Here is a 19,324-nt window from a genome sequence, read left to right as displayed (position 1 = left end):
GATCGAGCACGCGATGCGGCATGCGCGGACGTGAGYAACGAGGTGGGAGGTTGTCCATGGTTCAACAATGTCTTCCGCGGAAGATGTGAAGATTAAAAAAAGGGGCGCAGATCAGGCGGTCGCTGCGAAACGGGGGCGGATCACCGCCGGTGAACCACCGAGGCGGCTTTGAACCAGCCAGCGTGCGAGACCCATGTCCATCACCGTTGCATGGTGGGGAAACCAATCGGCCAGTGCATGGGCAAACCTGCGGACCACGTGCGTGTGCCCAAGAGCCAGCGCGGCGCGCACCTCGTCCACAGATTTCAGAACGGCCGAATGTTCATCGACGTGGCAGCCGGCCGACCCGTAGCCCGTCTCCCGCATCGCCCGGTCCTCCTCGCCGAAATGACGGCGCGCGTGGTCGGCGAAGGCTTCGAGCGCGGCCGACAGTTCGGATTCTTCTGCTCGCAGCATGGCGTCGACGCAATGCACGAACTCGCGGTGGGTCTCGTCCATGGCTTCGTGGCCGACGGCGAAGTCCTCGTGCCAATTGAACTCTGCTGTCATATCGAGTATCGCGCTCATGCAAGTCCGGCGGTTCGCGGCAACAGTTCGCGCCATTCGCGGCCGTCCAAGACGTCGTTCATGCCGGCCACACGGGACCAGTCGATCCCGCGCTGGATGCCGATCGGGTCTTCACCCTTTTCCGCGGCATCGGCACACGCAAGCAGAGCCCGGTAAAGGCGGCTGATGCCGATGTCGGATGACGACAGCGCCTCGCTGGCACGCTCCCGCAGTGGACCGGCCGAGACCGAGGCCGCCACGTCTTCCTCGATCAGGCCCGGCAACCCGCTCCAGCTCTCTCCCTTGCGCATTGCATCGCGGTCCTGCTTGAAGTTGTTCCGGGGCCCTGGCTTGTCCGCGCTGCCGAGGGTCTCGTCGGTCAGCCCGAAGCCCTCCAGCACCTCGGGCGTCAAGCCGATGAATTCCAGATGCCGGCTGCGCAGCGGCTCCCGATTGAGCTGCTGGGTTGCGCTCCAGAACACGTGGATGAACGCCGTCCTCGTATCCGCTGTCGGCACCACGAAGGTCGCGATGTCGCCATTCGGGTTGAGCACGATGCAAGGTGCGACGAAGGCGGCGATCCTCGCCTCGGTGCGGCTGCCCTTGTCGTCTGCGATGTCGCGAAGCGCTGCGTAGTAGAAACCGAACGGGGTTTCCTCCAGCTCCAGCCGCGGCGCCAGGTTCTTCTGCATCGAAGTCACCTTCTCCGCGAATTCGAGGTCCGTGTTCCCGGCCTGGCGCAGGCCGTTCAGGTGCAGCAAGCCGAGGTGCGACGAGTCCACCAGCCCTTCGATCACCTGAACGAAATTGCATTCCTCCACGTGGCGCGTGACCAGCCGATTGGCATCTGGCAGATCCATCCAGGGCCAACGGGGGAATTCAGGCTCCACTTCGCGCGGACCGAGGTACGCCCACATCAGCCCCCCCGCCTCGCGCACCGGGTACGTGCGGCCCTTAATGCGCTGTTTGAACCGGGGGTCGGCGACGTTCGGCGTGTCGAGGACCGCACCATCCACTGCGAACTTCCAGCCGTGATAGATGCATCGAAGACCGTCGCCTTCCGCGCGGGCGAGGCGCATCGAAGCTCCACGGTGCAGGCAGGCCTCGGCATACAAGCCGGCGCGTCCAGCCCCGTCGCGCCACGCAACGAACCGTTCACCGAGCAGCTCGACCCCCTTGGGATCCGCGTTGGGCAAGAGCTCTGATGAGAGAAGCACAGGAAGCCAGTAGCGGCGCAAGGCAATGCCCATCGGCTGGTTCGCGCCGACGCGGCAAATTCGTTCATTGGATTGCGTCTTCAGCATGACGTGACCCGATCAGTGATAGACGGACCCGCCGTCGACTGCCAAGATCTGCCCGGAAATGAAGGATGCGTCGTCGCTTGCCAGGAAGGCGACAGAACCGACGATGTCCGCCGGCCAGCCGTCGCGCGGCAAAGCGCGTGTGGCGATGGCGGACTCCCGATAGCTGGCGAGGAACTCCTTGTTGCCCAGGTTGCCCTCGCTGAGCGTGTAGCCCGGCGACACCGCATTGACAGTGATGAAGTCACGTCCGAGTTCCCGCGCGAGAGAGCGCGTCATCGTCATCAGCGCCCCCTTGCTCGCGACATAGTCCAGCATGAAGGGAGCCCCCTTGAAAGCGGTGCCAGAAGTGATATTGATGATGCGGCCGGACTGTTGACGCCGCATGTGCGGCGCGACCGCGCGAGTGCAGAGGAACGGCCCCATCGCATTCACGTCCTGCATGCGGCGCCACTCGGGCACCGTGATCTCTTCGAAGGCACGCAACTGGATGCTGGCGGCAATCGCCGCGTTGTTCACGAGGACGTCGACGCGGCCAAATTCCGAGAGGGTTCGCTCGACCATCCCATGGACGGACTGCTCGTCGGCCACATCGACCTTCAACGCCAGCGCGCGGGCACCACCTATTTGCAGTTCTCGCGCCTGCGGTGTCGCATCCTCGATGTCTGCCAGCACCACGGCTGCGCCCTCCCCTGCCAGGCGTTGTGCGATCGCCAGGCCGATGCCGGTCTGCGCGCCGGTGACAACGGCTACCTTGTCCGCGAATTTCATTGCGTAGTTCTCCGTCGTCAGTGACTCAAGCCCATCAGAGCGGCAACACGCCCCTCGTCTCCGGCCAGTTGTTCGGAAGCACCTTCGAAGACCGTCCGACCCCGGTCCATGACGATGCAACGGTGCGAAAGATCGATCGCGATGTCGACTCGCTGCTCGACGAGCAGCAACGCGAGCGAGCTGTCCTGCACGATCTTTCGGATGCTTTGCACGAGGTGCTCCACGATGATTGGCGCGAGTCCTTCGAAAGGCTCGTCCATCAGCAGCGTTCGGGGGTTACCCAGGAGCGCGCGGGCGATGGCCAACATCTGTTGTTCACCGCCGGAGAGCTGGTTTCCATGGCTTGCGAGCCGCTCGCCCAGGCGAGGGAACAGATCCATCACTCGGCGCACGGTCCACTCGCCCGGCCTCTGCGCGACTTGCAGGTGTTCGGCGACTGTGAGGCTGGGAAAGACCTCGCGGCTTTGCGGCACATAGCCCAACCCGCGGCGCGCGCGCTCGTGCGATGCCAGCGCCGTGAGGTCGCCTCCGTCCAGGACGATGCTGCCGCCGCGACGTTGAGCGCGCCCGATGATCAACTCGAGCAAAGTGCTCTTCCCGACACCATTGCGGCCGATGATCGCGACAGTCTCGCCCGCCGCGACGCGCAGGCTCAGGTTTTCCACCACCAGGGTAGGCCCCCACCCGCCGGTCAGTTTCCTGGTTTCAAGCATATGCGGCGACTCCCTCGAAGCGCTTTTTCCCGGCCGAGCCAAGGTAGACCGCCTGTACTTCGGGATGTGACATCACTTCCGTCGGTTTGCCGGACATCAGCAAGGCGCCATTCACCAACACCGCCACCTCGGAGGCGAACATCCTGACCATCTCCATGTCGTGTTCGATCATCAGCACTGCGATGTCCACCGGCAGGCTGGCGATGGCGTCGTGCAACAGGTCGAGTTCGCTGCTGGGGATGCCGGCAGCCGGCTCGTCCAGCAGCAGCACCCTGGGCTGCAGCGCCAGCGCGATCGCTATCTCCACCAGCCGTTGCCGCCCATATGCGATCTCCGTCACCTTGCAGTTCCGGTCGTCCTGCAGCTTGAGTTGGACAAGCAGCGCCTCGGTGCGCTCCAACAGGTCGTGCTCGCGTCCGGCCGGACGCCACAGATGAAAGCTGCGCCCCGCCGCCTGGGTGACGGCGATGAAGACGTTCTCGAAGACGGTGAGTTGCGAGAACAGGCTTGAGATCTGGAACGTGCGAACCAGCCCTTTGCGCGTGCGGACGGCTGCGGAGGTACCGGTCACCTCCTCACCGAACAGTTTCAGCTTTCCAGCGTCGGGCTTCAGCACGCCGGTGAGCAGGTTGACCAGCGTGGTCTTGCCGGCACCGTTCGGGCCGATCAGGGCGGTGCGGGTGCCGCTGGGGAGCGTGAGGCTAACATCCTGCGTTACGTGCAGCGCACCGAAGTGCTTGCTCAGTCCGCTGGCCTGCAGCGCGCAGACGGCCGCGGTCATGATTGGCCCTCCCGCCCGCGAAGTTTGTCGATTGCGGTTCGACCCAGTCCCAACAGTCCGCCGCGACCGAGCATCACCACCGCAATCAGAAGGACGCCGATGATCAGCATCCAGTAGAAAGGGTTCCATTGGGAGGAGAAGTGCTTCAGCAGCATGTAGACGGGCGCACCGATGAATGCGCCGTAGAGGGTTCCGATCCCGCCCAGCACCAGCATGACCAACACGTCGACCGACGTGTCGAGGGCGAGGACCCCGATTCCGACGAATGCGTTCGCCTGGGTAAACAGGGCGCCGGCAACGCCAGCCGCGGCGGCGCTGATCGTGTAGGCCACGATGAGATGCGGCAACACACGATTGCCGATCAGGCGCATGCGCGCCGGGTTCTCGCGCACGCCATGCAGCATCACCCCGAAAGGCGAGGCGACAACCCGCTTGAGCAGCGCGAACAGTACCACCAGCCAGGCCAGCACGTACAAGTAGGCCGTGCTGCCACCCAGCCCCCATTCGAACCACCCAAAGATGGGTGCGAACTGGATACCGGCCAAGCCGTCGTCGCCACCCGTGATGTCCGTGGCCTTGTGGGCTGCCTCGAACACCAGCACGCCGAGCGCCAGCGTGACCATCAGCAAGGGCAGGCCGGTCAGCCGCAACAGAAAGGGACCCACCAGTGCCGCTAGCGCGGCCGCTGCGATGCCCGCCACCAGCACCGCGCTGATAGGCTCCGTCCACCCGGCCAGGGAGAGCCACCCGGCGGTGAAGGCACCGAGACCGAAGAAGACCGCGTGGCCAAAGGAAAGCACGCCGGAAAATCCCAGCAGTAGGTCGTACGACAGCACCAGCAGCACCATGACCAGCACCGAGGTACCGAGTGACAGGTATTGCGGAAAGAGGAAATAGCAAGCCACCGCGGCGGCTAGCCAGAGGAACTCTCCGGCGCGCCAGTGATGGCGGCCGAGGATGGAATGACGTGGAACAGGTTTCATGGTTCAGGCCGTGCGAGCACGGGCGAGCAGGCCGTCGGGCCGCCACACGATCAGCCCGATGAGAAGCAAGTAGATGAGAAAGGCGCCGGACTGCGGGAAGAGGTAGCGGCCGGCCGTCTCGACAAGGCCGACGATCACCGCGACGGCGACCGAGGCCATCACCTGGCCGTGCCCGGCAAGCGCCACGATCACCAGCACCAGCACCAGGTGCTTGAGCGGCCACATCGGCTCCATCGGCAACATAGGCGCCGCCAGCACTCCGCCGAGTGCGGCGAGGCCGCAGCCCAGCGCGAAAGTCGCCGAGAAGAGCATCGGTACGTTCATGCCCATTGCCTGGGCCATGCCACGGTTGTCCACCGCGGCACGAAGCCGTGCGCCAGTGCTGGTGCGCTCGAACACCCACCACAGCGCGCCGATGATCACCAGGCAAATGACAGCCGAGACGACGCGGTACACCTCGAACTCGCGGATCCCGAGATCGATGTTGCCCTTGAGGTATGCCGGGAGGTCGATGCGCGTGACGTTGGGTCCGAACCACATCGTCAGCAATGCAATGACGACAAAGTTGAAGCCGATGGTCACCAGCACCTGATCGAGGTCGCTGCGCTTGTACAGATGCACATAGAGCAAGCGCTCGGCGGCGACGCCGAACGCCGCCACCGCGAGCACCGCGGCCGGCACCGCGACCGCATAGGGCCAGCCCTGCTGCTGCATCAGGCTGATCGCCAAATACCCGCCGATGGCGGCGAAGGCGCCATGTGCGAGGTTGATGACCCGCATCAAGCCCATGGTGACGACAAGGCCGAGTGCTATAAGGCACAGGACCAGGCCATACGACAGCCCGTACAGGAGGATGAATGCAATGGTGTTCACGGGCGTCCGATCGATGGGAGTCTTCGAAGGCGCTGCTTCAGTTCAGCGACGCGGGGTTCACCTGCTCCCAGGTCTTCACGACCTTGTTGCGCTTCGTGCCGTCGCTGTCCTTCACCACTTCGCGCAAGTAGAAGTTCTGCACGAGTTCCCGGGTGGCCGGGTCGATGGTCACGTTGCCACGCGGGCTCTTCCATGTGTAGCCGGCCAGGGACTTGACGCCCGCCTCGCCGTTGAATGGCTTGCCCGCCTGGTCGCGGATCATCTTGTAGGCGAGGTGCATGGCGTCGTACGCGCCGATACTGAAGGAGTTGGGACGAGCGGTAGGCCCGACGTTCTTCAGCAGCCAGGCAGCGAAGGCCGTGTTCTCCGCGTTCTTAGCATTTGCGTCGATGTAGATGATGGACTTGAAGCCGACGATCGAGTCGTCGAACAGCGGGAGGTCGCTGTCCTCGGCCTCGCCCTGGCCGATGATCAACACCTTTTCCGTCAGGCCGCGTGCAGCCAGCGCCTTGCTGAAGCCCACAGAGGCGGCGCCAGGGGGGAGAAAGATCTGCAACACGTCGGGGTTGGCGTTGGCGATGCGCTCTGCAATCGGGGCGAAATCGGTGGTGTTCAGCGGCACGCGCACGTTGCCGACCATTTGCCCGCCGTCGGCCGAGAACTTGGCCATGAAGGCCTGCTCCACGATATGCCCCGGGCCGTAGTCTCCTACCGCGACGAAGCCCCGTGACTCGCCCTGTTGGCGCGCGTAGGTGGCAGCCAGCTCCGCCGGCTGGTTGATCGCCTGGCCCATGCGGACAAAGTACGGCGACAGCTTCATCAGGGAAGGCGTCGCGGCGTTGACGATGAACAGGGGCACCTTGGCGGCGTTTGCAACAGGAGCGGTCGCTGCCACTTCCGGGCTCAGGTAGAAGCCGCCCAGCATGGCCACCTTGTCCTTGACAACGAGCTCTTCCGCCAGACGCTTCGCGAGAGTGGCATCAGCGCCTGCACTGTCCCTGTAGATCACTTCGACCGGTCGGTTACCGACGCTTGCGCCGTTGAGGGCCATGTACGCCTCGACGCCGTACCGAAACGACTGGCCTGCCACCGCGAACGGGCCGGTGTAGGGGCCGACGAAGCCGATCTTGATGGGCTCCTGCGCTGCAACGGAAGCGCTGAAGAAAATGCCAGCAGCGGCAATTCCCAGCAGACGGGCAAATGGCATTCTCATTGGTTTCACCTCGTGGAGAAGAGCACGCGCGACAAGAAGTAATCTCACGCTTGTTGATTTCGTCTTCCATGGAAGATATATGCAGCTGCGCAGAATCTCTATAGGGCAAACCATTAGTTCACTCGGAGAATCGCCTCTTTCCGCACGCAAGCAAGGCCGCGTAAGATGGCCGCCTTGAAGAGCGTATGTTTCTATGGAAGATCAATACACCGCCGATTCACACAGTGCCGCGCCGGAAGCGGATGGTTCACGCCAGGAACGACACGTGAGACCCAGCATCAGCGAACTGATCACCATGCAATGGCAGACCGAGCGGCAAGACCTGGATCTGCAGAACTTCCTTCTGGCGATCTACTTCATGCGCCTTGGCACGCTGGTCGATCGTGCGTACGACCGCCACTGTCAGAAGGAATACGGCATCAACGGGGGAGACATGCGTCTGATGCTGGCCCTTCGGCGCAGCGGTCCCCCCTACGTCAAGCGGCCGACGGATCTGTTTCGCGCACTGCTGGTGACTTCGGGCGCAATCACAAAGAAAGTCGATCGGCTGGTGGAAGCAGGCTACGTGGAGCGCCTTCACGATCCGGGCCACAGTGGAGGCTTCCTGGTGCACCTCACGAAGAAAGGCCAGCAGGTCGTGGAATTGGCGGTTGAACACCTGGCCAATCACTCTGCCCTGGCGCCTGCCATGTCCCATCTTTCACCGGAAGACCGCAAGCGCGGGACTACGTTTGCGTTGCGGGTCTTGTCCATGCTGGAAATCTCAGAAATGGAACCTGAGGATGCCCCGGGTCATACACACGGGACATTGCCATCGCGACTCAGGATTTCTTCGGCGCGCCGAAGACCTTCGGAAACGGCGTGAGATTGGTCGAGCCCCCGTCGACCACGACGATCTGGCCGGTCATGTGAGCGCTGAGATTTGATGCGAGGAAAAGAATCGGGCCTGCAATCTCGGCCGGCATCGCCGCGCGGCCGATCGGGATCGATTCGCCTACCGCACGCCATGCCTCGTCGCCGAGCATCTGGTTYAGGCGAGGTGTTCTCACGAATCCAGGCGACACCGCATTCACGCGAACGCCCCTCGGCGCGTATTCGGCGCCTGCACCGCGCACGAAGTGGTGGAGGGCTGCCTTCGAACTGGCATACGCGGTTTCGCGCGGAATGATGCGGTCGCCGGCCACCGATCCCACGAAGGTGATGGTCCCGCCTCCGGCCTTCGCGATCAGCTCAGCGCCGATCTGGACGGCCAGGAACGCGTGGCGGACGACAACGTCGAACTGCCGATCCCATGCGGCATCGTCGAACTCCACTAGCGGCCGAAGATCGGCCATGCCGATGATGTCGACGACACCGTGAACCTGGCCGAAGCTGCGAACGGCGGCGTCGAAAGCTCGCTGCATGTTTTCGCGCGACGTGACGTCGCCTGCAAAGTGCACGCCGTTGACGGCCTTGGCGATCCCCACGGCCAGTTCTTCTTCGCGATCGACGCACATCACGCGTGCACCCGCCTGGGCGAGAGCGTGGGTCGTCGCCTCGCCGATGCCCTGTCCGGCGCCGAGCACGACGAAATTCCTGCCGTCCAGTCGAAGCTGTTGGAGGTAGTCGGGAACGCTGTAGTCGGGCGTCTGTACGGTCATCTCCGGCTCCTCATGCAGCAAGCACTTCGCGACGTGAGGGCAGCCGGTCCTGCCACAGGGTCGCACCATCGCCGGKACGGGATGCCGTTTCGTTGTCCTGTTGACTGAGCATGTGAGTTTCTTTCGGTGGTGGGGGTCAAAGGGGTCAGAGCTCCAGCACGAGCCGGGGTGTGCGCGCACGCGAACAACATGGCGTGAAGCAGTCGTTCTGTTCGTGCTCGGCATCCGTCAGGTACAGATCGCGGTGGTCCGGCAGGCCGGCGAGCACGCGAGTGACGCAAGTGCCACAGACGCCTTGCTCGCACGACACGGCGATGGCGATGCCGGAATCTCTCAGCGCTTCGGCCGCGCTCTTGTCGGCGTCGACCTTGATCACCCGGCCGCCGCTCTTCAGCTCGATCTCGAAAGGTCCGTCGGCCGAATGGTCGATCGGCGCGGCCGCGAAGTACTCCCGATGCAGTTGCGGCTCCTTCCAGCCGAGCTTGCGCGCGGTCTCGAGCACGTGGTCCATGAAGCCCGCGGGGCCGCACACGTAGAGATGCGTTTCGGGATTCGGCGGGCCGATCGCGGCGGCGGCGTCCAGCATCTGCTCCCTCGGCCCGTCATCGACATGGATGTGCACGTCACCGGCATAGGGGCTGGATCGAAGCCGCTCGACAAATGCCATCCGGCTGATCGTCCGTCCGCAATAGTGCAGTTCGAACGCGCGCCGCTGCTGCGCGAGTTGTTCCGCCATGCACAGGATCGGCGTGATGCCGATGCCGCCTGCCAGCAGGATGGATCGTCCGGCGCTCTTGTCCAGTGCGAAGTGGTTGCGGGGAACGCTGATGTCCAGTTCGTCGCCAACCTTCACGCCGTCTACGAGCGCCGCGGAACCCCCGCGCGATTGCGGTTCACGCAGTACGCCGATGCGGTATCGCGCAGGTTCGCTCGGTAGGTCGTGCAAGGAGTACTGGCGAATCAGTCCGCCCGGCAGGTGGATATCGATGTGGGAGCCGGCCTCGAACGGCGGCAGCGCGCTTCCGTCGACTGCGGCCAGTTCAAATCCGGCTGTCCCTTCCCCCAGTTCGGAACGGGCGCTGACTGTCACTCGCATGAGCACTTCCATCACTGAACTCCAATGGGTTGACGCGCGACGGCGCCTGAGCGGTGTCGAATGAGGATCGGCGCGCCGCCCAGTCGCTGTTGCACCATCCATCGCGCCAGGCCCAGATCCATCACGCGTGCGTGTTCCGGGAACCAATCGGCAAGTGCTTCGGCGAAAGCGCGGACGACAGTCGGCCGCCCTTCGCGCAATGCCTCCTGCACTGCGTCCAGCGACTTCAGGACCGCCGCATGCTCATCGACGTGGCAGCCGCCGGCGTTGTAGGCGCCGCGCCGCATCGCCTCGTCTTCCTCGGCGAAGTGACGCTTCGCGTGTTCAGCGAACGCCTCGAGCCGCGTGGCCAACTGGTCATCTGGCGCACGCAGCAGCGCGTCGACGCATGAGACGAATTCCCTGTGCGTTGCGTCCATTTCGTCGTGACCCACCTCGAATTCGTCGCTCCAAGTGAATGTGTTCTCGGTCATGTTCGGCTTGGTCTCCAGTCTTTGGCGCAGCTCACACGCGCCCGGGAAATTCTTCAGAAGATCAATAACATCTTCCGTGGAAGATATGTGAGCATGACCGAGATCGAAATAGGGAAAACCCTTGGTGCGCGAGGTTGGCGTCGTGTACATGTGCGCCGTAGTTGCAGATGTTCAGCGTAACAGTGTCAGACAATGACTTCCATGGAAGATCAATGTGAGTTAGATTTCACCCCACAACCCAAGGAGACCTGCAATGTCAGTTGTTCGCTTCGAACGCCACGAGTCCGTTGGCCACATCGTGCTGGCCAATCCGCCGCTCAACCTCATCACCACGGAATTTTCAGATCGCTTGAGGGAGGCCATCAACCAGGCGAGCGAATCGACCATCCGCGCCCTCCTCATCCGCGCCGAAGGCCCGAACTTCAGCCAGGGCGGGGACATCCTCGACTTCATCGATAAGGAGTTCAACGCCTGGCGGACCTTCATCAGCGAGATGCACCACGCGTACCGCGCCATCGAAGCGCTCCAGATACCCACCGTYTGCGCGGTGCGCGGCAGGGCCTGGGGCGGAGCCTTTGAGCTGACCCTCGCCTGCGACTTGATCGTGGCCGCGGACAACGCCTCGTTCCGCTGCATCGAGGCGTCGGTTGGGACGGCCCCGGTCGCCGGAGGTGTCCAGCGGCTCGCCGAACGTGCGGGACGATCGCGTGCCGCGCGATACGTCATGCTCAGCGAGCCGATGTCCGGYGCAACCGCCGGCGAGCTGGGTGTCGCTGCGTTCGTTGYYCCGGAGTCCGATGTGGAAGCTGCTGCATCCGCATTGGCAACCCGCCTCTCAACCGGCCCCACCCGCTCCTACGCAGCCATTCGCGCGCTGCTGAAGGCATGGGCCGCGGGCGRCGTCCCGGGCGCAGACTCGGTACTGCTCGATCTCACGATGCCCCTGCACAACACCGAAGACGCGCGCCGAGGCCGAACGGCGCGCGCAGACGCAATGAAGCGCGGTGTCGAACCCGAACCCGTCATTTTTCTCGGCCGCTGAAGCCGCGATCTCATCACGCAAGAAGAGCGGTCGTCCAACACCTTTCTATTTCTGGCATAGGACAGTTGCTCGCAGGAGGATTGGCACGCCGACAGAAGTACCTATGCTTTGGTATCTCAGCATCACTGCCTCGACACCATGATCCAGCACAGACGTAAACTCACGCTCGACGCCCACCACCTCGGATGGCTCAAGGCGCGCCACCACTTCATCGTCAAGCCGACGGGCAACTCCGCGCATCTGCCACTAGGGCCGTTGATCGTGTGGAATGACGATGAAATTGCGCCTGGGACTGGCTTTCCAATGCACGGACACCGCGATGTCGAGATCATCTCTTACATACGCGAAGGCGTCGTCTCGCATCGGGACAGCGCAGGTGGCGCGGGCGCCACTGCCGCTGGCGATGTGCAAGTCATCAGTGCCGGATCTGGCATCCGGCACGAGGAGTTCAATCGCGAGGAAACTCCGTTGAAGCTCTACCAGATCTGGATCGAATCAAACCGGATTGGCGCAGAGCCTCGTTGGCAGTCGAAGCCATTTCCGCGTACCCATCGAGCTGGCCAATTGGTCACTCTGGCCAGCGGCCTGTCAGGCGACGACGACGCACTGCCGATACGGGCAGATGCGCGGGTGATGGGTGTCACACTGAAGGCCGGCGAGATCGTCAGCCACTCCCTCTCGACGTCCAGCCAGGCTTATTTGGTGGCCGCACTGGGTTCGCTGCGAGTGAACGGGGATGATGTAGATGCGGGCGACGGAGTCGCGGTTGCGGAGGTTTCACAGGTGGTCATCGAAGCCACGACGGATGCCGAGGTAGTGATGGTCGAAGTGCAGTGAATGGCGCAGACGCCAAGCCACTGAGCCCAGTTCATCCTGGGACGAGAGACTCAGGGCCGTTCGCCCAGCAACTTGAAGCCCTCGGCGAGCGCTTCAATGAGCGAACGGACTGCAGGAACCAGTCCGCGACGGGATGCAAAAACCAAGTGGACGAGACCGGACGCAGTCTTCAGGCTGGGCAGCACTTCGAAGAGCGATCCGTCAGCCACGTATTTGCGAATCAACGTCTCCGGCAGAAGCGCAATACCTATGCCGTCCAGCGCACCGGTCAGCAGCAAGGAAAGGTCGTCAGTGGCGAGGCGCGGAGTGTGCGGGACGTCGATCTCGAGGCCTTCGGGACCGGTGAATCGCCAGGAGAGCTTGTTGCCCGGGCGCGTCATGCTCAAGGTCGGCAGCTTGGAAAGCTCGTCGCCCGAAGTCGGTTCGCCATGCTGCGCGATGAACCAACGACTGCACACCATTGTCATCCGCGACTCGCCCAGGACGCGCAACGCCAGGTCCGAGTCCTCCAACGGGGGTAAACGCACGCGAACGGCAAGATCGAAGCCTTCTTCAACCACGTCGACGGGCCTGTTCGTCGCCTCCACATGAACGCGTACAGCCGGATTGTCGGCCATGTAGCGAGACAGAATCGGTCCGACACCGCTCATCAATAGCCCGACGGGGCAACTGATGCGTACCAGGCCCTGAGGTGCCGCGAGCGCTCGCTCGACTGCCTCGCGGGCAGCCTTGGCCTCCGCAACCACAGCCACACAGTGTCGATAGAAATTCTCCCCGGCGTTCGACAACGAGATGCTTCGCGACGTCCGATTGATCAGGTGAGCACCGAGTTGTCGCTCCAGTTCGGAGACTCGCCGGCTCAGTTTCGACGTTGGAATGCCGAGCGCACGCCCGGCAGCCGAGTAGCCGCGATGCTCCACGACCTTGGCAAACAGATACAGGTCGTTCAGATCAAGGATTTCCGACATCTCTTGCTCCTCCTCCTCGTTGAATGGAAAGCCGGCGTCCCGCCCTCTTTCAGAAATCGTCAGCTGAGATTTGATGATCACACAGATCATCTTCCTTGGTCCAAAGGATGGCTGCCCCGAGTTCCTCAGAAGTTAAGCCTGGCGGAAAAGAGCCGGCTCCGCTCGTCTGAACACGCTTTGACTGAGATACAGTACCTCCGCGATTGCCCCCACTCTCCAGGGCTTGAACCTGTTCCCTGATTTCCTTCAGCTCTCAAGCGAGCCGCCGGGTCTAGCGGGACTCAAAAATTCGCTGACCGCAAGACGCGCGGAGTCGCGTACTCGCGCCCGAGCATGGCGCGAGCGAAGAAGTAGTTGTTGCGACTGCGCTCACTGAGCGCATCGATGTCGACGTGACCTTCTTCGTCACACGGAAACACAAGGCCGCGACCTTCGTTGGAGAGCGTCGCGAACCGAATCTCGAATGACGATGAGAGTGTTTGCGTGGTGGTGGCCATGCTTGTCTTCTACGGCTTGGATGGAGCCAATCTAGGCCGAAAGCCCGTGTGAACCCAGAGCAATGCCAAGAACGCACCTTTGCTGCACCAGCAACGGTCGCTGCGCTCCCTCTGAAACGGGCTGATTTGGCGCACGGAAATTTACCCAACGAACGCCCTCCAACTCAATCGACGCTTGCGTTTGCCTGAAGTCTTCTTATACTTTACGAACGTACAGTTTTAAGCACGAAGCAAAGGCATAGGAGACGTAGGCAATGATTGAAGAACGCGACCTCATCGTCACGATGCGTGACGGAACCCGTTTAGCGGTGGACGTCTATCGGCCGGACGAACCGGGGAACTACCCCGTCCTCTACGCATGCGCCTTGCACAACAAGGACATTCAAGGCCCCGATATTTCCGACATCTTGCCGCCTCAACCGGCCCATGCACCGCTGTGGTTCGGACCGATCGAGGCCGGGGACACGCGCCGATTCATTGCCAACGGCTACGTTCATGTCATTGCACAACCGCGCGGGTCTGCAAAGTCGGAGGGGCACTACGGTCACGAGGACACCGATCACTACGACCTTATCGAGTGGATCACCCAGCAACCGTGGTCCAACGGCAAGGTCGGCATGGTGGGGATATCCGGCTATGCTGGAGAACAGTGGCGTGCGGCCGCGCAAGGCCACCCTGCGCTCAAGGCGATATTTCCCTACGATGCGTGCAGCGCGTACGGTGGGATGTTCGGCTTCCGGGATTTCAACCCCGGAGGTGTCGTCCACTCCTTCCCCTACCTGTTGGACGTCTTCAGCACGGTTCACGAATCGCGCGACATCCCCACCGAGCTTCCCCCCGAGCAAGAATCGCTGTGGCGCGATGCCATGCGCAACCCGGACTACAAGCAATACGTCAACCTGTACAACATCCTCACCCAGAAGGGCCAGCGCACCTTCGTCATGTACTTGATGATGACGCAGCCCTGGGAAGCAGACGGTGTCGTCGAGCGTTCGGAAGAGACCTTCAAGAAGATCAAGATCCCGTTCTACACCGGCTCCGGCGCCTACGCCTACACCTACAAGCTTCACTGGCTCGGTGCACAGAACTACTTCCAGAACGTCGACCAGCCGAAGAAGTTGTTGTTCACCGGGCCGGCGCATCTGGAGCGCCCTTTCCACCAGTACCACGACGAGATCATCCGTTGGTACGACCACTGGCTCAAGGGCAAGGACACCGGCATCATGAACGAGCCACCGGTGCGCTACTGGCTCATGGGGGCCAACGAGTGGCGCACGGGCCAGGATTGGCCATTGCCCGAGACGCAGTGGCAGAAGTACTACCTGTCGCACTGGGAAACGCTGAGCACGGAGCCGCCCCGGCCCACCGCCGAACTTGGCGCATCGGCGCGCGAACCGGACGTGTTCACGCAGATGCCCGTCACCCGAACCACGAAGGTCGAGCGCCTGCGATACATGACCGAGCCGATGCCGCACGACGTCACCGTGGCCGGTCCCGTCTCGCTGACCCTGCACGCTGCCATCGACCAGGAAGACACGAACTGGATCGTCATCCTCAAGGACGTCGGCCCTGACGTCTCCGTACGAACGGCGCGCGAGGGCGAGCGCGATGTGCCAGTAGACCTTCCGGAGCGCGAACTCACCCGTGGCTGGCTCAAGGCATCGTATCGCGCCCTCGACGAAACCCGGTCAACACCGTGGAAGCCGTTCCACAAGCTCACCCATGACTCGATTTCACCGGTAAAGCCCGGCGAGGTCGTCGAATACAAGATCGAGATCCTGGCAACGGCCAACCAATTCAAGGCCGGCCACCGGATCTGCCTCGAGATCGCGAGCATGGATGTTCCGACCGGGACCGGCGCGATGACGAACGTGGAATACATCCCCTACCACATCTGCAGCAGTACGACGGTGACGCATCGGATCTACCGCGATGCCGACAGGCCCTCGCACCTGCTGCTGCCGATCATTCCGAGCTAGTCCGCAATCCCGCCCCGAAGAGGTACCAGATCATGACCACCATTCGTTTCGAACGTCGCGAAAACATCGGCAGCATCGTGCTCGCCAATCCTCCGTACAACCGCATCGATCTTCAGTACGCGGCGTCCCTTCGCGAGGCCGTTCACGCCGCCAGCGAAAGCGACATCCGCGTCCTGGTGATTCGCGCCGAGGGGCCGAACTTCAGCATGGGTGGCGAAGTCCGCGTGTGGCCGGGCAAGGACATCCACTGGTTCCGAACCTTCGTGTCGGACGTGAATGCCTCCTACCGCGCCATTGAGGCGCTTCGCGTCCCGACCGTCGCGGTCGTGCGCGGCCTTGCCTTCGGCGGGGGTCTTGAACTCGCGCTCGCCTGCGATTTCGTCGTCGCGGCGGAGGACGCCGYCTTTCGCTGCGTGGAAGTCACCACCGCGATGCTGCCGATCGCGGGGGCCTTGCAGCGCCTCGCCGAACGCGTGGGTCGCGGCCGCGCCTCCCGCTTCTCCATGCTGGGCGATCCCATTCTCGGCAAGGAGGCCGGCGAGCTGGGCATCGCCACACACGTCGTTCCGGAGGCCCGGCTCGACGCCGAGGCCGACGCGCTGGCCCAGCGTCTGGCGGTGGGCCCCACCCGCTCTTACATGGCGACCCGCACGATCCTGAAGGCCTGGTCGGGCGGCGGCATCACCGCAGCCGATGCAGTGATGCCCGATGTCACGATGGAACTCTTCCACACCCAGGATGTGCAGCGCGGCTTCATCCATACCGCCAAGGCCTTCGACGCGGACACAGAGCCGTCCGAAATGACATTCGAGGGCAAGTAAACGTCCACCTCGCCCCAGGAGAGCGACCTGTGATTCAAGAAAGCTACGTATCCGGCCACCGTTCGACGACTCTGATCGAGGAGACGATCGGCGCCTATCTGGACGGTGTTGCCGAGCGCGATGGCGCGCGGCTGGCGCTGATAGTCCCCCACCAGCATGTGCGATGGACCTACTCGGACCTCAAGGCGAATTCGGACGCTCTTGCCGCGGGCTTGCTGCGCCTCGGCCTGGAGCCAGGCGATCGGGTCGGCATCTGGGCGCCGAACTGCGCGGAGTGGACCGTCGCCCAGTTTGCGACCGCCAAGGCCGGGTTGGTTCTCGTCAACATCAACCCTGCCTACCGAGTCGGCGAACTCGAGCACGTGCTGCAGGCGGTCGAATGCCGAGCGCTCATCACGGCACTCCGATACAAGTCCAGCGACTACCTCGCGATGCTGAACGCGCTGGCTCCGGAACTCGCCAACGACAAGGACGTCCTGACCAGTGCCAGGTTGCCGGCGCTCAAGCATGTCATCACCATTGGCGATGAATTGCACGCAGGCTGTATTCCCTTCTCGGATGTCTCTGCGAAGGCCGACAGCGCAGCGAAAGAATGGCTCGAGTCGGTGGCGACAGCCGTCGACCCCCATGGGCCGGTCAACATCCAATTCACGAGTGGAACGACGGGCCTTCCCAAAGGCGCCACGCTGTCGCATCACAACCTCCTCAACAACGGATTTTTCGTTGGAGAGGCCACCGGCATCGAGTCGGGCTCGCGAGTCTGCATCCCAGTACCGCTGTATCACTGCTTCGGCATGGTCATGGGGAACCTGGGCTGCCTCACTCATGCAGCAACCATGGTCTACCCGGGCGAGTCTTTCGATCCCGCTGCCACGCTTGGTGCCATCGCTGCGGAGAAGTGCGACGTCTTGTACGGCGTGCCCACCATGTTCATCGCGCAACTCAATCTTCCAGGGTTCGAGCATTACGACGTCTCGTCGCTGCGACGCGGAATCATGGCCGGCGCGCCATGCCCGGTCGAGGTGATGAAAGAAGTCATCTCCAAGATGCACATGAGCGAAATCACCATCGCCTACGGCATGACGGAGACAAGTCCTGTGAGCTTCCAGAGCAGCCGAGACGACCTTGTCGAGCTGCGCGTCTCCACCGTCGGTCGAATTCAGCCCCACCTCGAGGTCAAGATCGTGGATCGTGAAGGCAAGACCGTGCCTCGCGGCGAATCCGGCGAGCTTTGCACGCGAGGCTACTCCGTGATGCTGGGCTACTGGAACGACGAGGCGCGGACCAAGGAAGCCATTGACGCTGACGAATGGATGCATACGGGCGATCTCGCTTCTATCGACAGCGACGGTTACTGCCGCATCGTAGGTCGCATCAAGGACATGGTGATCCGGGGTGGGGAGAACATCTATCCACGCGAAATCGAAGAGTTCCTCTACCGGCACCCCGACATCCAAGATGTCCAGGTGATCGGCGTGCCCGACGAGAAGTATGGCGAGGAACTCTGTGCTTGGGTCATTCCTCGCGCCGGAGTCCAGCTCGATGAAGATGCAGTGCGCGCGTTCTGCCGCGACCAGATCGCGCACTACAAAGTGCCGCGCCATATCCGCATGGTGCAGGAGTTCCCGACGACCGTGACCGGCAAGATCCAGAAGTTCCAGATGCGCGAACACATGATCAAGGAGCTCGGGCAGTCGCGGCACTGAAGCGCCGAACGCGCATGCCGATGGTCGAATACGAGAACAACATGGAAGCGTTTGAATACACGCCGCTGCAAGGCCGGGTCGTCTTCGGACACGGGACGATCGAGCGAATCGCGGAGGAAATGAGCCTCATGGACTGCAGCCGGGCATTCGTGCTGCCGGATGCGCACCACGAACAGACGGCCGCGGCCAGGATCCTCGGACTGCTTGGCGATCGCGCCGTGGGCCTGTCCACCGACGTTGTCATGCACACGCCTGTCGAGGTGACGGAGCAGATCGAGAAGAGGCTGGACGCCGCATCGCCCGATTGCCTTGTCGCTCTGGGTGGCGGTTCGACGACGGGCCTGAGCAAGGCCCTGGCATTGCGCACCGGCCTGCCGCAAATCGTCGTCCCAACGACCTATGCAGGCTCCGAAGCAACCCCCATCCTGGGACAGACGGAGCAAGGGCGAAAGACCACGTTGCGGTCCCCTAAGGTGCTCCCGCCTGTCATCGTCTACGACGTCGACCTGACGCTCGGCATGCCGGTCGGCCTGTCGGTCGTGTCTGGCATAAATGCCATGGCGCACGCCGTCGAGGCGTTGTACGCCAGGGACGCCAACCCCGTGACTTCCATGCTGGCGGAACAAGGCCTTGCTGCCCTTGCGACCGCGCTGCCGATCATTGCCGCCGACCCCAGGAACCTCAAGGCGCGATCTGACGCCCTCTACGGCGCCTGGGCCTGCGGCAACTGCCTCGGCACGGTGGGCATGGGCCTGCACCACAAGCTCTGCCACACGCTCGGCGGAAGCTTTGACCTTCCCCACGCGCAGACCCACACGGTCATCCTTCCGCACGTCGCCGCGTTCAACCAGAGTGCGGCCCCCAGGGCGCTCGAGCGCGTCGCTCGAGCACTCGGCGTCGACGCGGCTGGAGCCGGCCTGTTCGACCTGGCCGAATCCCCGGGTGCCCCAACGTCGCTGAAGGCCATCGGAATGTCCGAGGCCGATCTCGACAAGGCGGCGGATATTGCGACGTCCGCCCCTTACTGGAATCCTCGGCCCGTCGAGAGAGCGGCCATTCGCGCCCTGCTTGATGACGCCTATCA

Annotated in this window: 20 protein-coding genes; 7 read left to right on the top strand and 13 right to left on the bottom strand. The window is 63.0% G+C overall.

Going from position 1 to position 19,324, the window contains the following annotated elements:
• Window positions 1-111 precede the first annotated feature (111 nt).
• From AC1DY5_RS02310 to AC1DY5_RS02275, 8 genes are read right to left on the bottom strand one after another with little or no spacing between them, the layout of a single operon-like run.
• Window positions 112-567: a bacteriohemerythrin gene (locus AC1DY5_RS02310; protein ID WP_478108016.1), complete on the bottom strand. Its 456-nt coding sequence runs from the start codon at window positions 565-567 to the stop codon at window positions 112-114.
• Window positions 564-1,850: a Rieske 2Fe-2S domain-containing protein gene (locus tag AC1DY5_RS02305; RefSeq protein ID WP_478108014.1), complete on the bottom strand. Its 1,287-nt coding sequence runs from the start codon at window positions 1,848-1,850 to the stop codon at window positions 564-566. Before AC1DY5_RS02305 ends, AC1DY5_RS02310 begins: the two co-directional genes overlap by 4 nt.
• Before the next feature lie 12 nt (window positions 1,851-1,862).
• On the bottom strand, window positions 1,863-2,618 hold the full coding sequence (locus AC1DY5_RS02300) for an SDR family NAD(P)-dependent oxidoreductase (protein ID WP_478108012.1): 756 nt from the start codon (window positions 2,616-2,618) through the stop codon (window positions 1,863-1,865).
• 17 nt (window positions 2,619-2,635) lie between these two features.
• Window positions 2,636-3,331 (bottom strand): ABC transporter ATP-binding protein, encoded by a 696-nt coding sequence (locus AC1DY5_RS02295; RefSeq protein WP_478108010.1) that lies wholly within the window; start codon window positions 3,329-3,331, stop codon window positions 2,636-2,638.
• Window positions 3,324-4,112 carry an ABC transporter ATP-binding protein gene (locus AC1DY5_RS02290; RefSeq protein WP_478108009.1) on the bottom strand — a complete coding sequence of 263 codons (789 nt, stop codon included), beginning with the start codon at window positions 4,110-4,112 and terminating at the stop codon, window positions 3,324-3,326. Before AC1DY5_RS02290 ends, AC1DY5_RS02295 begins: the two co-directional genes overlap by 8 nt.
• On the bottom strand, window positions 4,109-5,095 hold the full coding sequence (locus tag AC1DY5_RS02285; RefSeq protein WP_478108007.1) for a branched-chain amino acid ABC transporter permease: 987 nt from the start codon (window positions 5,093-5,095) through the stop codon (window positions 4,109-4,111). The genes AC1DY5_RS02290 and AC1DY5_RS02285 overlap by 4 nt, the downstream gene beginning before the upstream one ends.
• Before the next feature lie 3 nt (window positions 5,096-5,098).
• Window positions 5,099-5,968 carry a branched-chain amino acid ABC transporter permease gene (locus AC1DY5_RS02280; RefSeq protein ID WP_478108005.1) on the bottom strand — a complete coding sequence of 290 codons (870 nt, stop codon included), beginning with the start codon at window positions 5,966-5,968 and terminating at the stop codon, window positions 5,099-5,101.
• 37 nt (window positions 5,969-6,005) lie between these two features.
• Window positions 6,006-7,331: an ABC transporter substrate-binding protein gene (locus tag AC1DY5_RS02275; protein WP_478108002.1), complete on the bottom strand. Its 1,326-nt coding sequence runs from the start codon at window positions 7,329-7,331 to the stop codon at window positions 6,006-6,008.
• Between the two features lie 43 nt (window positions 7,332-7,374).
• Between AC1DY5_RS02275 and AC1DY5_RS02270 the strand changes: the two genes are divergently transcribed.
• Window positions 7,375-8,046, top strand: coding sequence for a MarR family winged helix-turn-helix transcriptional regulator (locus AC1DY5_RS02270; RefSeq protein ID WP_478108001.1), 672 nt, complete (start codon window positions 7,375-7,377; stop codon window positions 8,044-8,046).
• On the opposite strand, the gene AC1DY5_RS02265 is transcribed toward AC1DY5_RS02270, so the two are convergent.
• From AC1DY5_RS02265 to AC1DY5_RS02255, 3 genes are all read right to left on the bottom strand, one after another.
• On the bottom strand, window positions 8,003-8,821 hold the full coding sequence (locus AC1DY5_RS02265; protein ID WP_478107999.1) for an SDR family NAD(P)-dependent oxidoreductase: 819 nt from the start codon (window positions 8,819-8,821) through the stop codon (window positions 8,003-8,005). The two genes, AC1DY5_RS02270 and AC1DY5_RS02265, sit on opposite strands and share 44 nt — an antisense overlap.
• A 145-nt stretch (window positions 8,822-8,966) precedes the next feature.
• Window positions 8,967-9,929, bottom strand: coding sequence for a PDR/VanB family oxidoreductase (locus AC1DY5_RS02260; RefSeq protein ID WP_478107996.1), 963 nt, complete (start codon window positions 9,927-9,929; stop codon window positions 8,967-8,969).
• Window positions 9,929-10,540 (bottom strand): bacteriohemerythrin, encoded by a 612-nt coding sequence (locus AC1DY5_RS02255; protein WP_478107994.1) that lies wholly within the window; start codon window positions 10,538-10,540, stop codon window positions 9,929-9,931. The genes AC1DY5_RS02260 and AC1DY5_RS02255 overlap by 1 nt, the downstream gene beginning before the upstream one ends.
• A 103-nt stretch (window positions 10,541-10,643) precedes the next feature.
• On the opposite strand from AC1DY5_RS02255, the gene AC1DY5_RS02250 reads away from it, so the two are divergent.
• Both AC1DY5_RS02250 and AC1DY5_RS02245 read left to right on the top strand, forming a co-directional pair.
• Window positions 10,644-11,432: an enoyl-CoA hydratase/isomerase family protein gene (locus AC1DY5_RS02250; protein ID WP_478107992.1), complete on the top strand. Its 789-nt coding sequence runs from the start codon at window positions 10,644-10,646 to the stop codon at window positions 11,430-11,432.
• 138 nt (window positions 11,433-11,570) lie between these two features.
• Window positions 11,571-12,269: a pirin family protein gene (locus AC1DY5_RS02245; RefSeq protein ID WP_478107990.1), complete on the top strand. Its 699-nt coding sequence runs from the start codon at window positions 11,571-11,573 to the stop codon at window positions 12,267-12,269.
• A gap of 50 nt (window positions 12,270-12,319) precedes the next feature.
• Here AC1DY5_RS02245 and AC1DY5_RS02240 read toward each other — a convergent pair whose 3' ends face one another.
• A complete protein-coding gene (locus AC1DY5_RS02240) occupies window positions 12,320-13,318 on the bottom strand; it encodes a LysR substrate-binding domain-containing protein (RefSeq protein ID WP_478107988.1) in 999 nt (332 codons plus the stop codon).
• A 200-nt stretch (window positions 13,319-13,518) separates the two neighbouring features.
• The gene (locus tag AC1DY5_RS02235) at window positions 13,519-13,734 is read right to left on the bottom strand and encodes a hypothetical protein (RefSeq protein WP_478107985.1); all 216 of its coding nucleotides are present in this window, start codon (window positions 13,732-13,734) and stop codon (window positions 13,519-13,521) included.
• Window positions 13,735-13,988: 254 nt separating this feature from the next.
• On the opposite strand from AC1DY5_RS02235, the gene AC1DY5_RS02230 reads away from it, so the two are divergent.
• From AC1DY5_RS02230 to AC1DY5_RS02215, 4 genes are all read left to right on the top strand, one after another.
• Window positions 13,989-15,713, top strand: a complete 1,725-nt coding sequence (locus AC1DY5_RS02230; RefSeq protein WP_478107983.1) for a CocE/NonD family hydrolase — start codon at window positions 13,989-13,991, stop codon at window positions 15,711-15,713.
• 32 nt (window positions 15,714-15,745) lie between these two features.
• Window positions 15,746-16,534 (top strand): enoyl-CoA hydratase/isomerase family protein, encoded by a 789-nt coding sequence (locus AC1DY5_RS02225; RefSeq protein WP_478107980.1) that lies wholly within the window; start codon window positions 15,746-15,748, stop codon window positions 16,532-16,534.
• Between the two features lie 29 nt (window positions 16,535-16,563).
• Window positions 16,564-18,240, top strand: coding sequence for an AMP-binding protein (locus AC1DY5_RS02220; protein WP_478107978.1), 1,677 nt, complete (start codon window positions 16,564-16,566; stop codon window positions 18,238-18,240).
• Window positions 18,241-18,254: 14 nt separating this feature from the next.
• A partial coding sequence (locus AC1DY5_RS02215) for a maleylacetate reductase (protein ID WP_478107977.1) occupies window positions 18,255-19,324 on the top strand: 1,070 nt, incomplete at its 3' end.

The sequence above is a fragment of the Variovorax sp. P4_D9 genome, from assembly GCF_056401695.1.
This window is presented reverse-complemented; position numbering and strand designations above follow the sequence as displayed.